Raw genomic sequence first — 14,813 nt, 5'->3', positions numbered from 1 at the left:
ATTTACTGTCATAATAAGAAGTTAGTACGCAAACTTACGTTTTGTATACCAATAGTATTTTAATTTTTCGCTGTAGTTGTGGGGAAAAGTTTGTTTCGAAATATCGTCTTTTTCTTTGTTTGTTTAATGATCTTTTTAGGTCAGGCTTCGTATGCCCAAAGTAAATTAACGCTAAAAAACCTAACTGTAGCAGACGGCTTAACGCAAGGCACCGTCAACGTTATCATGCAAGACAGCAATGGCTTCATGTGGTTAGGCACTGAGAACGGTATCAATATCTTTGATGGCTATCGTGTTCGCGCATTAAAGGCACCGAATATTGATCTAAGTAAATACGCGGTTTATGACATTAGGCAGAGTAAGGATAATCTCGTTTGGTTTACTGTCTTTGGCAAGGGCTTGTATTCCTATAATCCGGTAACTGATGAGTTTCGTTTCATAATTGAACATGATCCAGAAAACAAAGACTACCAAGTATCTTCTTCGTTAGAACATAAGCCAGGTATTTCTGAGTGGATTATCACATCTAAAACGGTAGGTCTGTATCACCATCAAGAGCAACGCTTTGAACAACTGGTAAACCTAAGCGAGTACTTAACTGGTTTCGACAGTATCTATCGTGTTAAACAGTTTAGGGAACATTTGTTTATTGCTACGCGTGCTGGCGCATATGTTTACGATATTAATGCTCATACCGTCAATCGAATTGCTATAACAGCGCAGACGTCATCTCCTATACAACGATTTGACTTACACGAAGCCAACAAAAGTTATGACTTTGCGCAATCGGGAGATCGGCTGTTTATTGGCACCAATGATGGTGTTTTTGAACTTAGTATGGAACAGCTGGAAAGTGATTTCGATAATATTAAGCTCAAACAAACACTTCCATCTATAGGCGTTTGGCAGTTTTATGTAGATAACGGTAAGTTAGTGATTGCAGCTAATGACGGTTTGTATCATTACGACATGATTAAAGACTCTGCGGTGTTATTAGTGCGTTACTCGGATACGTTTAATCATGTTGCAGAAAATTCAGTAGTAAGCTTTGAAAAAGATAAAAACGGCCTTTACTGGATGGGCTCACAAGCGACAGGAGCATACTATTGGAACCCGCAAAGTTTGCTGGTACAAAATTTTGGCTATAGCAATTTAGAAAATAATAGCTTGTCTAATGGCAGCGTTCATGCGTTAGAAGAAGACGCTAAAAATTCTGAATTGTTATGGGTTGGCACTGCCAATGGCTTGAATCTTATTGACGCGACAAATAATAAAATCGACCGCTTTTTGGTGACAGACCAATCTAAAACTACGTTTACTTATGGCAATATTTATTATTTTGAACAATACAACAATCAAATTTGGCTCGCGACCTATGAAGGGTTGAAGTTATTTGACAAAGCTTCTCGCCGCCTTGTTCCGATACCACTTTCTGAAGAGATATTAGCTTGGTTACAGCAAGAAACTGTGGTCTTTCATCTTGAAAACGATAATTTGTGGTTTTCAGGAGAAAAAGGCAGTGCGCGTATTCATCTACCTTCGCAAACATTTGAACGTTTAACTGTTATAGAAGAAACCTTAGGCGTCAATAATATTTGGAATATTCTTCCCTCGATTGAGCAAAGACCCAATGAGATATTGTATGCGACCAATGACAGTGTTTGGTCGTATCATAAAGTGACAGGAAGCCTGACAAATTTGATTCAATTTCCAGAAAAACCCGATTCTGAATATTTTACAATTGATGGCATGGTTGTCGATAAGAATGGCACTTTATGGGTAGCTTATAGCGGTATTGGTTTATTTGGTTATGATGTAGAAACGTTTGAACAAGTGCACGCATATAGCAGCAAAAACAGTGTAATTGACGAAAATGTCTATGGCGTACAGCTTGATCAACAGGGGCATCTTTGGTTCTCTACACACCAAGGTATCTTTAGATTAGATATTAATACACATCATATTAGGCAGTTTGATATAGAAGATGGCCTAATCGCAAACGAATATAATGCAAGTGCCGTGGCTAAACTCGCTGATGGTCGACTTGCATATGGTTCTATGCAGGGCATTAGTGTGTTTGACCCAGTCAAACTTCACAGTAATGCAAATAGCCAAAATATAAAAATTCGTTTTGCCAATATCGACGTACTTTCTCGTGAACTAAATTTGCCGATGTTTCTCTCAAGTAATAACTCGGTAAATTTACGCTATGATGATGTTGGAATTAGAGTTGATTTCTCAACATTCTCATTTCTAAATGCAGACCGGATTAGTTATAAATTTGAATTAACTGGATCAACTAATATAAAGTCGCCACTTACCTCGCAAAATTATATAACTTTCCCGACTTTAAATTCTGGCAAGTATACATTGTCTGTATGGGCGAAATCCCCATATACCGGGGAGTTTTCAGCGCCAACGTCAATAGAGTTTAACGTTAGCTATGCGTTATGGCGCTCTCCTCTAGCACTATTTTTATATAGTTTTGTTGCATTAAGTTGTTTTGTTATTTGGCTTAGAGGTCGACATAACCGACAACAAGAATTATTAGCAGCTCATGAAGAAGTTAAGTATAGAGAAAACAGATTACAACTAGCGCTCACCGGCAGTAATAGTGAGGTTTGGGATTGGTTTGCTGAAAACAATCGGATATTCGCAAAACGATTCACGGGTGAATTAGGCTATACACATTCAGATAGTTCACTGAGTATGGACAAGCACCTTGCGCTAATTCATCCTGAAGATCGCGAATTATTCATTTCAAAATGGCAAGTGTTCCTGATGAATAGTACGAAGGATGAAAGCTTTGAATGTAGTTACCGATTGATGAGTAATGACGGCCAATGGCTTTGGTACAAAGATTTAGGGAAAGTAGTAGCCAATAATAATGATGGTCTACCGACACGTGTTACTGGTTCATACACTAATATTACTCAAAACAAAGTAGATGAAGAGCGCGCGCAGCATTATGGTGATGCCTTTAAACAGACCAAAGATTGGGTATTCATAGTTGATGATAAGCTAACTAAGATTACGGCAAACCAATCGCTGTGTAATGCCTTTGGCTGGGAGCAAGAAACTTTTGCTTTTGATTTTAGCCTATTAGGTATTAGCCAAAAAAGATTAATGCACTATGCACGTTTATTGCCCTCTTTAAAAGACGTTGGCCACTGGAGTGGCGAGGAATTGGTAAAAACGCCCTGTGGTGAGGAATACCATGTGATTGTGACGATCAGTGTCAGTAAAAGCGGTACAGGGAATGCTTCACATTATATATTTGTCTTAACTGATATTAGTGCGCAAAAGTCGGCTGAACGTGAGCTTAGGGTTTTAGCAAACTACGATCATTTAACGGGCTTACCAAATCGTTCGCTATTACTTGAGAGAATAAAGCACGGTATTGATCAAGCAAACCGTCATCATGCGGCGATTGCGCTGTTCTTTATCGATCTTGACCGTTTTAAACATGTTAATGACTCATTGGGACACGATTATGGAGATTTGTTGCTAAAAGAAATAACTAAGCGACTAAAAGATACTTTACGACAAGATGACACGGTTGCTCGTATTGGTGGCGACGAATTTGTAGTCTTGCTTGAAGATTTTAAATCTAATAATCACCTAAGTCGTATTGCGCAAAAACTAATTGATGTAGTTGAACAGCCATTCCAGCTTAATAATAATGTGGTCAGTGTTGGCGCGAGTATAGGCATCGCCTTATTCCCAGATGATTCTAAAGATCAGGATGAGTTATTGAGAAATGCCGATGTCGCTATGTATCATGCTAAGCAACAAGGCAGAAATAACTTTCAGTTTTTTACTGAACATATGAATAAAGAGGCAAAAATTCGCCTTGCCCAAGAGTCTAATTTAAAGCTTGCGGTACAAAACGATGAATTCTTTAACTTGTATCAGCCGCTTGTCGATGCTCATACAGGTAAAGCTGTTGGTGCAGAAATGTTAATGCGCTGGCAAAGTAGAGATGGCATTGTTCCTCCATGTGAATTCATACCGCTTGCAGAAGAATTAGGCTTAATTAAACCCATGACGGATATGGCGTTGGACAAGGCACTTTTGGTGTTGAATGTTTGGCGTTCAATTAGGCCTAATTTTTACTTGTCGATCAATGTATCTGCGCCGCATTTCTCTGATGGTAGTTTAATGGATTTTATTGCAGCCAAATTAGCCAAATTTAACTTACCACCAAATGCAATTAAATTAGAAGTCACGGAAAGTGCCTTCATTACAGAACCTGAAAAAGCCATTAAGACTATGCAAGAGTTGTCAAATTATGGTTGTAAGTTGGCGTTAGATGATTTTGGTACAGGCTTTTCATCGTTGTCATACTTAAAGAATTTACCGCTCGATATTATCAAAATAGATCGCAGTTTTGTGAATGGCATAGGCGTTGAAAGTGCAGATGAAGCAATTGTTGATGCGACGCTAGTTCTAGCTAAAAGCTTAAATATTGCGTGTATAGCAGAAGGGGTCGAGACACAGGCGCAGCTGCAATACTTAGTTGATCGTCAATGCCACTACATTCAAGGTTATTTGTATTACCCGCCGTTATCTACAAATGACCTAACGGAAAAGCTTAACGAAGATAAAGTTGAAATAAAAGCTAAGCGAAACGTTTCTTAATACCTACTTAAAGGTTAATCATACTTGCAATCGAACATGATTAGCCCTATCTATTAACTATTAATCAGTAAGCCTGTGCAAAGGTAAGAAAATATGACTCAACATTTTGATTTTTTAGCTATTGGTGCTGGCAGTGGTGGTATAGCATCAGCCAATCGAGCAGCTAAACATGGTAAAAAAGCTGCGGTAATCGAAGCAAAAGCGATTGGCGGTACTTGTGTAAACGTAGGTTGTGTGCCAAAGAAAGCGATGTGGTACGCAGGGCAGATTGCTGATGCGCTAAGCTATGCGCCAGATTACGGTTTTAATGCGCCTCTACAATCGTTTGACTGGGGAACATTGGTTAAGAACCGAGAGGCATATATAGAGCGCATTCATGCTGCTTACCAGCGAGGTTTTACGGCAAATGATGTTACCGTAATTCAAGGCTTTGCAAAATTTGTTAATAAAAATACAGTAGAAGTAGATGGCGAGCTATATAGCGCTGATCATATTGTGATTGCCACTGGTGGTAGACCGAGTATTCCTTCAATTCCTGGGGCAGAATACGGCATAGATTCTGATGGTTTTTTTGCATTAACAGAACAGCCTAAATCAGCTGCGGTTGTCGGTGCTGGCTATATTGCTGTTGAGCTAGCAGGCGTGTTGCATGCGTTAGGTTGTGAGTCACATTTGTTAGTGCGTAAAGAAAAACCGTTACGTGGCTTTGATGACATGCTCAGCGACACTTTAGTTGAGCAAATGGCTAAGCACGGTCCTACTTTGCATAATAATAGTGTGCCAGTAAGTGTTGAACAGCACACCAATGGCCAACTCAGTATTCATTTAGAAAATGGCAATACAGTGGGACCTGTAGACAAGCTTATATGGGCAATTGGCCGCGAACCTGCTACAGACGCTATCAATTTAGCAGCGACTGGCGTTGAAACAGACGAGCGCGGCTACATTCCTACCGATAAATATCAAAATACTAATGTTGAAGGTATTTATGCTGTTGGTGATAACACTGGGAAAGTTCAACTGACACCGGTAGCTGTGGCGGCGGGTCGCCGTTTATGTGAACGATTATTCAATAACAAACCGTATGAACATTTGGACTATGAAAATGTCGCTACCGTTGTGTTTAGCCACCCAGTGATTGGCACGGTTGGTTTAACAGAAAAAGAAGCGATTGCTGAATTTGGTGAAGAGCAAGTTAAGGTGTACAACTCGCAATTTACAGCGCTTTATCAAGCAATGACAGAGGATTATCGCGACCCTACACGTATGAAATTAATTTGTGTAGGTAAAGAAGAAAAAATTGTTGGTATTCATTCGATTGGTTTTGGCTCAGATGAGCTGCTACAAGGCTTTGCAGTGGCAATGAAAATGGGGGCAACTAAAGCTGATTTTGATAACACGGTAGCGATACACCCAACTTCTGCAGAAGAATTCGTTACTATGACTTAATGTCAATAAATATTACCCCAAAATGCCAGCAAAAACTGCTGGCATTTTTATTCAATAAAAATAAATTTGTCATAAAAAATTCACCATAAAATTATTATGGATTTACGCAAAACCCCGTCAATTCTGGCTTAGAAAATTTTGTTATTTAGCGATGTAAAATAACGTTAAAAAAAGTTTAATAATCTTCTGGTAATCATTTTTCAATCTGGTAATCTCTTAAGCCTTACTTAGCACCTGAACGCTTTTTGAGCAGTGCTGAGAAAATAGAGATAGATGTTTTATCCACAAAAATAAAAATAATAAATGTTGTGTTTAAAAAGGATTTTTGCCTCTCCTTTTTTATGAATTTCAACAACTTAACATATGATATCTGATTTAAGGTTTAACTTATTTCGGAGGTTTTTTATGTTTGTCAACAAAGTTATCCACAGAAGACGCCGAAATTCCTAATAAAAATCACGATTTGTTCACAACTGGTTATGGAGTGAATGCGCTGGTTGTGGCATGCTTAGCCAAATTTATTTCGACGCTGATAGACCTATGGCTACCTCTACACTTTCTCCCTTGATTCTCGTTGATGGCTCTTCTTATCTTTTCCGAGCCTATCATGTGCCTTATTTACAGGCATTATCGACCGCAGATGGCCACCCGACAGGTGCGATTACCGGCGTACTGAATATGATCAAGAGTCTACAAAAAGACTATCCTAACGGTAATATCATTGTCGTGTTTGATGCGAAAGGGAAAACCTTTAGAAACGACTTGTACCCAGAATATAAAGCCAATCGTCCTCCTATGCCGGATGATCTGCGCTGCCAAATAGCGCCGCTGCATGAAATGATCGAAGCAATGGGTTTCCCAATGTTAGTGATTGAGGGTGTCGAAGCTGATGATGTTATTGGCACATTAGCTAAGCAAGCGAGTGAAGAGGGTATTGAAACTGTAATATCTACAGGCGATAAAGACATGGCCCAGCTTGTCACGCCTCACGTTCGTCTAATTAATACTATGACTAATGTCGAAATGGATGAAGCGGGTGTAGTTGAAAAGTTTGGCGTTCGCCCTGATCAAATCATTGATTACTTGGCATTAATGGGTGACAAAGTCGATAACATCCCTGGTGTTGAAAAATGTGGCCCTAAAACAGCGGTTAAATGGCTTACGGAACATGAAACCTTGGATAATGTCATTGCGAATGCTGACAAAGTTAAAGGTAAAATTGGTGAAAATCTTCGTTCAGCGCTAGATCAATTACCACTATCTTACGAACTCGCCACAATAAAATGTGACGTAGCATTGGAAAAAAATGCGAGTGAACTAGCGCCAGTTGAAGCCGACACAGAAAAACTTACAACACTATTTACCGAGTACGAGTTACGCCGTCATTTAGCTGATTTGAAAAAAGGTAAAGATGCGCCTTCGGCAGAAGAAGTTGTTGAAGAAGAGGCAATACCGGAAGCGATTGATGCTGATTACGATATTATTTTCACGGAAGCCGATTTTAACGCTTGGCTAAATAAGTTGATGAATGCAGGGACATTCGCCTTCGATACCGAAACCACCAGTATTGACTATATGCAGGCGGAATTGGTTGGTGTGTCTTTTAGCTGTGAAGCTGGTAAGGCGGCATATGTGCCTTTCGCACATGACTACGAAGATGCACCACAGCAACTTGATCGTGATTGGGTACTTGGCAAACTTAAACCTATTTTACAAAGTACTAGCTACAAAAAGCTTGGCCAAAACCTAAAATACGATGCACACGTTTTAAGCCACTATGATATTACATTAGCAGGCGTGGCGTTTGATACTATGCTGGAGTCATACTGCTACAACAGTGTTGCCAGCCGTCACAATATGGATGCCTTGGCGGAAAAATATTTAGGTGTTAAGACTGTTAAGTTTGAAGATATTGCAGGTAAAGGTGCTAAGCAGCTTACCTTTAACCAGATTGAAATTGAAAAGGCAGGGCACTACGCCGCAGAAGATGCCGATATTACTCTACGCTTGCACCACGCTTTATATGGTAAGTTGTCAAAAGAAAAAGGGCCGTTATCAGTATTTACCGATATTGAATTACCGTTAATGCCGGTGCTTACCCGTATGGAAGAGCATGGTGTGTTGATCGATAGCGATTTGCTTGGAGAGCAAAGCCAAGCGATTGGTACTCGTTTATCTGAGCTTGAAATTGAAGCACACAATATTGCAGGTAAGACATTCAATTTAGCGTCGCCGAAACAGCTACAAGAAATTCTATTTACTGATTTACAAATCCCAGTGATCAAGAAAACCCCAAAAGGCGCACCGTCAACGGCAGAAGAAGTGTTGCAAGAATTAGCGTTAGACTATCCTTTGCCGAAATTGATTTTGGAACATCGCGGATTGGCCAAATTAAAGTCTACCTATACCGACAAGTTGCCTTTACTTGTACAGTCCAAAACCGGACGAGTACATACTTCTTATCATCAAGCTGTTGCTGCAACAGGTCGTTTATCGTCAACCGATCCTAATTTACAAAATATTCCTATTCGTAGTGAAGAAGGTCGAAAAATTAGGCAAGCATTTATTGCTCCAGACGGTTATAAGATTGTTGCAATAGATTACTCGCAAATTGAACTACGTATCATGGCTCACCTATCGGATGATCCAGGTCTAGTTAAAGCATTTGCTGAAGGAAAGGATGTGCATAGTGCTACTGCCGCTGAAATATTTGGCGTTGATGTTGATAGCGTTACTAGTGACATGCGCCGCAGTGCTAAGGCGATAAACTTTGGCTTAATTTACGGAATGTCGGCATTTGGCTTATCAAAGCAAATTGGCGTTGGCCGAAATCAAGCGCAGGCCTATATGGACAAGTATTTTGAACGTTATCCTAATGTGATGTCCTATATGGAAGGTACTCGCCAAACGGCAAGTGAAAAAGGTTATGTAGAAACATTATTCGGTCGTAGATTATATTTACCTGATATAAAAGCGCGTAATCAAGCCCGTAAAAAGGCTGCCGAGCGCGCAGCAATCAATGCACCTATGCAAGGCACTGCAGCAGACATTATCAAAAAGGCAATGTTGGCAGTAGATGCATGGATTGCAACGCAAGATAGTGAACTTGTGAAAATGACGATGCAAGTACACGATGAATTGATTTTTGAAATTAAAGAATCAGCACTTGAAAGTGTTACTGCTAAGTTGGTTGAAATCATGAATGATGCAGCCGAACTTAATGTACCTTTAATCGCCGAGGCGGGCCATGGTGATAATTGGCAACAGGCTCATTAGCTTTTGTCGTAAAGTTTCCAAAGTGTGATGAAAAAGCCGCAAAAAGCGGCTTTTTTTATACTCACACAGTAATATAATTGTATTTTTACAACAAAAGTGAAAATAAATTACAAAATTGGCTTTACAAGGGTAGAGTCGATACTCTATAATTCATTTCGTTCCTCAACGTGAACGCTTGTTGTAATAATTGTAAATTCTAGCTTTCCTCATAAGCTAATATGCCGGTAACTTTTGTTACCGGTTTTTTTATACCTGTAATTAATTTACCAACAGCTTATTTGGTGATCACCGACTTACCTTCTAAAGCAACAGGTACCATAATATGTGCGTAATCTGTATCTCCCCACATTACATATGGGCCGCCGTCGCCTGGATTAGTCGTCAACCCATTTAACAACTTCTTTGGCACGACAATCATAATGTGAGGGCCTGTTTCCACGTAATCTTCGGCATTTTTATGATCATGATGGTAGGGCGTAGAGTTACTGACACCTGAACCCGTTGGTTCACCTTGGAGCATATATGAGATGCCAATGCGATCGGCTTTAAATGGTGCTTGCTTTCCTACCGCTTGCATCATTTTCATCCAAGTTTCATCATTGCACATAGGCGCTTTATCACCGGCCATCGTATCCGGCAGACACGTCCACCCATTGTTACCTTGTTTTAGCACGGTACCGTCTGTGTCGATGATCAATGCATTTTGACTAATAGAAGTGGGCGCTGCCGACATAGCTCTTTTGATTTTTGTACTAGCAGGTTCGCTAGCACTAACTACTGTGGTAAATGCTGTCATTACAGCAACTAGCAGATAGGTTTTTATTTTCATGGTATTCCCTCACATAAGTGGCTTTATTTGAACACCAGTTAATTTGACTGCTTGTTCCTACTCCATGAACAATAAGTAATCAGGTGTGTATTAAAGTTAGACGAGACATTGGTAAACGTCTAATTGTATGGAAGGTTTGTAATCATTGTTTAATTTTCGTCATTTTGCTCTGTCTCAGAAGCTTCAGCTAGTTTAGCGCGCTCTGCTTTTGAGATGTATTTTGGCTTATTACTTTTATGTAATTTTGCATTAGCCTTTTTTTTCTTGGCTAACAACGTACTTTTTATCTTCTTTTTTCGATTCATGTGTTTAACTTAACTGTATTTATTACTTTGTTTTGAGTATAGGTTCATCAGCATAATGCTGCTTTAAGTATTGCTTCAGTTTAACTAATTCATTTTCGGAAAAGGTATTTTTATGAGACAAGTAATAAACTTCAGTGGTGTATAGATTAGTTAATAATTCGCTTAGCTTGTTAATGACTTGCTGACCTAATTGACTGTTTGCACAATTGAAATAGGCAGGCAAATACTGTGGTGCGCCAGCAATGCTGTACCGCTCGACCAAACCTTTCTGTTCGTCGCTAGGTTTAATATCAACCGGTAATGCAAGTAAGTAGTCGACACGATTGCTATATAGCATTGCTTCTAATGCGGTAACGCGATTATTGCCGCTACGATAGTAAATGTTCTTTTTATTGACTTCGGCCATTCGCTGATCAAGAAACTCACCATAAGACACATTTTCTGCGACGCCAATTTTCGCATTAGGAAAATGTTCAAAAACCTTGGCAATACTATTTAGCTCGCCTTGCGAATTTAATAGTGATTCAGGTAACGGACTTTGTTGGTTAAAGCGATACAACTTATGGGTTAGATAAAAAGCCTGAGGTTTAGAGAAAATTGAATAACTGCGACGTTCTGCGGTGTTAGCTCTATTGGCGGCACAGGCGTTATCTCTATTTTTCAGTGAAAAATTAATACGAGACATAGACACTCGCTCAAATTTAACATCGTAGTACTTTGCTAATTGGCTAGTGATAATTTTTTCTATGTAAGTAGCTGTTGGTGTTTGTTTAGTATTCTCTGCCAAAATATCGACGTTTTCTTGCTTGTCTTCAATCAGCCACATAATGGTTGGCTTTTGTTCAGTACTTTTCTGAGGGGCTGCATCGCCCGCTTCAGACATGTTGAAGTGGGCAGAAATGAAAAAAATAACAATTAACGAAATTGGGTAACGGATAACCATAAGATACTGATAGATAAAACTTTATTGGAATGCGTACTGCTGAGTAAAACGTTGGCTATCTAATTAATGGCTAATAGCTCTACTTCAAAAATTAATAGAGAGCCCGGTGTTATTTTTCCTGTAGCTCTATTGCCGTAACCCAAATTAGCTGGAATGAAGAATTTAAACTTATCGCCAACAGTCATCAGTTGAACGCCTTCTGTCCAGCCAGGAATTACTTGGTTTAAACCAAAGCTAATCGCTTGCCCACGCTCAACAGAACTATCGAAAACCGTACCGTCAATTAATGTCCCATGATAATGTACTTTCACTTTTGAAGTTGCCGTTGGGTGCTCGGTACCCTCACCTTTATTTAGCACTTGATACTGTAGGCCTGAAGCAGTTTCTACAACATCAACAACCGTTTTATTGTCTGCTAAATAGGCTTTAGCTATTCGATTATTTTCTTCTGCGGCGGCTTTGTTATTAGCGCTTCGATTAAATAAAAATACCGCAATGGCAATAATGATAAATAAAACAACAAATTTCATGAGCTATCCTGAGAACCGAATGAGTTTGGTATTCTAGCATTGGTTAAAAAAGTTAAGGAAGAAATTAAACAATACTGTGTGATTTTGGGTGAGAATACCATGTCAAACTGAATGAAAAGTAATATCTTGATTAGCATTTATCGAAGAGTGGTGAATTCGATGTTATTATTAACAGTATAGATGTTTCGCTTTGTCTCTCTTTTATGCTCCTGCTTTGTAGCGATAAATATCATTGTTTGTATAAACCTAGCCATGTAAATCACAAGGCATTTTCTTGTGCGTTAATGTTTTTTATTCTGATATTTTCCTTCGGTGCTTATGCAGATTCTTTTGAAATCCCCGAATTTAGTGATGACACATTAGGCAAGCACACGCAGCTTTTTCAAGAGCAAAGCAGAAAGCTTTCATTAGAAGAAGCTCGAGCTCAGTTCGCTCAAGGATATTTTCGCTCTTGGTCAAGCAACTCAATATCACTTGGTATTGATGTAGAACCTGCTTGGATGAAGTTTAGGGTTAACAACACCAGCAGAGCTGAACAACGCTACCGTTTGAGTATTGAAACTCCTTGGCTTGATTATATTGATACTTGGCTAGTGGTTAATGGAAAAGTGGTATCGCATATTGTCGGTGGTGATGCCATTCCTTTTGAACAACGGCCAATGCAATATCGATTCTACGCATTTGAACATGGCTTTGAGCCAGGGGTAACAGAAGTATTCATACGTGTTGAAACTATTGGGCCGATGGCAATGCCTGTTAGGTTTAGCGCAGTAGAAAATGCTGTAAAAAATGACATAGCTAATGGTTATCAATATGGCGTGTTATATGGCGTAATGATGGCGCTAGCCTTGTATAACTTAGTGCTTTATGTGTTCATTCGCCAGAGAGAATATGGGCTGTATAGTTTGTATTTAATAGGCTTTGTTGTGAATAGCCTTTCATATACTGGCCAGCTTCATACCTTAATTACTTATGATTTTGGTCCGTATTTTCAAGACTGGCTCGATATCTTTCTAATGATCACCTACAGCGTTGCAGGGCTGCATTTTGCGCGAGTGTTACTAAGTACAAAAGACTATGCACCGAATTTAGATAGATTTGTAATACGAACAACGGTTGTCGTGCCTGTTGGTATGTTACTTGGCTTCATTTTTAATCAGTTGTTCTTTTCGATGGCGTTAGCCTTTTTATTGAACACTTGTTTCGTTATTTTATTTGTCGCAATGGGTATTCGAGCCTTATATGCGAGTAAGCCTTTTGCAGTTATTTTTATTCTTTCGTCAGTGACTGCGGCAATTTGTATCACCATATCAACCTTAGCTGTTGCCGGCTTTCTTGTGCCTTATAACGATTACACGTTTAAAGCGATTGAAGTTGGTATGGCTTTTGAAGCTATTTTGCTTGCCGTAATACTTGCTAGACAGTTTCGAATGGCTAAATTGGATAAGCTTATTGCTGAGACATATGCTCGTACCGATACCTTAACCCAGCTCAATAATCGCCGAGGGTTTCAAGACTCTGTAAAGCCTATTTGGCAAAATATTTGCCGGGAAAAGCGTGATGCGTCAATTGTGTTACTTGATATCGACTTTTTTAAGCGTTTTAACGATCAATATGGGCATGATACGGGTGATCGTGTTTTACAGCTGGTCGCAAAATGCATTACAGAAACTTGTAGAAAAGGCGATATTTCGGCCCGTTGGGGCGGTGAAGAGTTTATTATACTTTTACCTGAAACCTCTCGAAATCAAGCGACTTTGCAGGCTGAAAGAATCAAGCTTGCGATTGCTGCACTCGAAATACGTGTAGCGCAAGTGTCATTGTCGATTACCGCGAGTATTGGTGTTGCAGGAACAGAAGCTGGCAAGTTTAATCAGGAATTCATGGCATTGAATACTCTTGAGCTAATGATTAATCAGTCAGATAGAGCACTTTATGTCGCTAAACAAAGCGGTAAAAATCAAGTGCATGTGCAAAATAGCAATTGACAAATCTAGGTATAAATTTTCCCTTTCATATATAACACACCAGTGCCTGAAACTAATACTCGATCACCAGTAAGACTGCAGGTAAGCACGCCCCCTCTTTTAGACGCTTGATATGCGATTAGCTTGGTCTTATTTAATTGCTCTGCCCAGTAAGGGGCTAATCCAGAATGAATTGAACCGGTAACAGGGTCTTCGTCGCCACCATTTGCTGGCCAAAAATAGCGAGATACGAAATCATAGGCTTTTGCCGGAGCTGTAATAACCACATCAAAAGGTGCCAATTGCGCTAATTGTTGAGAATCATAATTTATATCAAAAATATCATCTTCTGAGGCATAGACGGCAAAGTATGCTTGCCTGTTCTTCAGTACATATATGGGCTGCTTAGATAACCCTTGTAATATTTCAGTAGGTACTTGATTGATGCCCGTTGGCTTTTGATTTGGAAAGCTCATTTCAATGTTTTTACTATCGCGTAACGATACTCTGAGCGAGCCAACTTTTGCTGTAGAGTATTCGATTACGCCTTTAAGACCAAATTCGAAAAATAAGACATAAGAAGCTGCTAACGTTGCATGACCACAAAAATCGATTTCAGTTAATGGTGAAAACCAGCGAATCTCATAGTGGTTATCACAAATATTTTTAATGAATGCGGTTTCAGACAAGTTGTTTTCAGCAGCAATGCTTTGCATCAAATGAATTGCAGGCCATTCATTTACTGGAACAACGGCAGCAGAGTTTCCTTTAAATTGCTTATCAGTAAACGCATCGACAACAAATATATCCAATTCCAAGATAAATTCTCCAAATAGCGACAAAGCTTATAAGTCGATTATGTGACAGTGAAAA

Annotated in this window: 9 protein-coding genes; 4 read left to right on the top strand and 5 right to left on the bottom strand. The window is 39.4% G+C overall.

The genetic code is table 11. The features are described from left to right. The first annotated feature begins 90 nt into the window (after nt 1–90). The 3 genes from HII17_RS03780 to polA all read left to right on the top strand — a co-directional run bounded on the left by HII17_RS03780 (nt 91) and on the right by polA (nt 9,366). Nucleotides 91–4,641, top strand: coding sequence for an EAL domain-containing protein (locus HII17_RS03780; RefSeq protein WP_169073958.1), 4,551 nt, complete (start codon nt 91–93; stop codon nt 4,639–4,641). 93 nt (nt 4,642–4,734) lie between these two features. Continuing rightward, nucleotides 4,735–6,090, top strand: coding sequence for a glutathione-disulfide reductase (gene gorA, locus HII17_RS03775; protein ID WP_169073957.1), 1,356 nt, complete (start codon nt 4,735–4,737; stop codon nt 6,088–6,090). A 540-nt stretch (nt 6,091–6,630) separates the two neighbouring features. Further along, nucleotides 6,631–9,366, top strand: a complete 2,736-nt coding sequence (gene polA / locus HII17_RS03770) for a DNA polymerase I (protein WP_169074177.1) — start codon at nt 6,631–6,633, stop codon at nt 9,364–9,366. Nucleotides 9,367–9,640: 274 nt separating this feature from the next. On the opposite strand, the gene HII17_RS03765 is transcribed toward polA, so the two are convergent. The 4 genes from HII17_RS03765 to HII17_RS03750 all read right to left on the bottom strand — a co-directional run bounded on the left by HII17_RS03765 (nt 9,641) and on the right by HII17_RS03750 (nt 11,973). Beyond that, a complete protein-coding gene (locus HII17_RS03765; protein WP_169073956.1) occupies nt 9,641–10,195 on the bottom strand; it encodes a hypothetical protein in 555 nt (184 codons plus the stop codon). Between the two features lie 149 nt (nt 10,196–10,344). Next, nucleotides 10,345–10,500, bottom strand: a complete 156-nt coding sequence (locus HII17_RS03760) for a DUF2986 domain-containing protein (protein ID WP_169073955.1) — start codon at nt 10,498–10,500, stop codon at nt 10,345–10,347. A gap of 22 nt (nt 10,501–10,522) precedes the next feature. Beyond that, on the bottom strand, nt 10,523–11,383 hold the full coding sequence (locus tag HII17_RS03755; protein ID WP_169073954.1) for a hypothetical protein: 861 nt from the start codon (nt 11,381–11,383) through the stop codon (nt 10,523–10,525). Between the two features lie 119 nt (nt 11,384–11,502). Beyond that, nucleotides 11,503–11,973, bottom strand: coding sequence for an FKBP-type peptidyl-prolyl cis-trans isomerase (locus HII17_RS03750; RefSeq protein ID WP_169073953.1), 471 nt, complete (start codon nt 11,971–11,973; stop codon nt 11,503–11,505). Nucleotides 11,974–12,257: 284 nt separating this feature from the next. On the opposite strand from HII17_RS03750, the gene HII17_RS03745 reads away from it, so the two are divergent. After that, nucleotides 12,258–13,961 (top strand): sensor domain-containing diguanylate cyclase, encoded by a 1,704-nt coding sequence (locus HII17_RS03745; protein WP_169073952.1) that lies wholly within the window; start codon nt 12,258–12,260, stop codon nt 13,959–13,961. Nucleotides 13,962–13,966: 5 nt separating this feature from the next. Here HII17_RS03745 and HII17_RS03740 read toward each other — a convergent pair whose 3' ends face one another. Then, nucleotides 13,967–14,758: a PhzF family phenazine biosynthesis protein gene (locus HII17_RS03740; protein WP_211185233.1), complete on the bottom strand. Its 792-nt coding sequence runs from the start codon at nt 14,756–14,758 to the stop codon at nt 13,967–13,969. Between the last annotated feature and the right edge of the window lie 55 nt (nt 14,759–14,813).

Origin of the sequence: Thalassotalea algicola (assembly GCF_012932965.1) — a bacterium.
GTDB lineage: Bacteria > Pseudomonadota > Gammaproteobacteria > Enterobacterales > Alteromonadaceae > Thalassotalea_F > Thalassotalea_F algicola.
This window is presented reverse-complemented; position numbering and strand designations above follow the sequence as displayed.

What these genes read in the sequence shown, in the direction of transcription:
- HII17_RS03745 (WP_169073952.1), top strand. Translation starts at nt 12,258, where the DNA reads ATGTTTTTTATTCTGATATTTTCCTTCGGTGCTTATGCAGATTCTTTT.
- HII17_RS03765 (WP_169073956.1), bottom strand. Translation starts at nt 10,195, where the DNA reads ATGAAAATAAAAACCTATCTGCTAGTTGCTGTAATGACAGCATTTACC.
- polA (WP_169074177.1), top strand. Translation starts at nt 6,631, where the DNA reads ATGGCTACCTCTACACTTTCTCCCTTGATTCTCGTTGATGGCTCTTCT.
- HII17_RS03760 (WP_169073955.1), bottom strand. Translation starts at nt 10,500, where the DNA reads ATGAATCGAAAAAAGAAGATAAAAAGTACGTTGTTAGCCAAGAAAAAA.
- gorA (WP_169073957.1), top strand. Translation starts at nt 4,735, where the DNA reads ATGACTCAACATTTTGATTTTTTAGCTATTGGTGCTGGCAGTGGTGGT.
- HII17_RS03755 (WP_169073954.1), bottom strand. Translation starts at nt 11,383, where the DNA reads ATGTCTGAAGCGGGCGATGCAGCCCCTCAGAAAAGTACTGAACAAAAG.
- HII17_RS03750 (WP_169073953.1), bottom strand. Translation starts at nt 11,973, where the DNA reads ATGAAATTTGTTGTTTTATTTATCATTATTGCCATTGCGGTATTTTTA.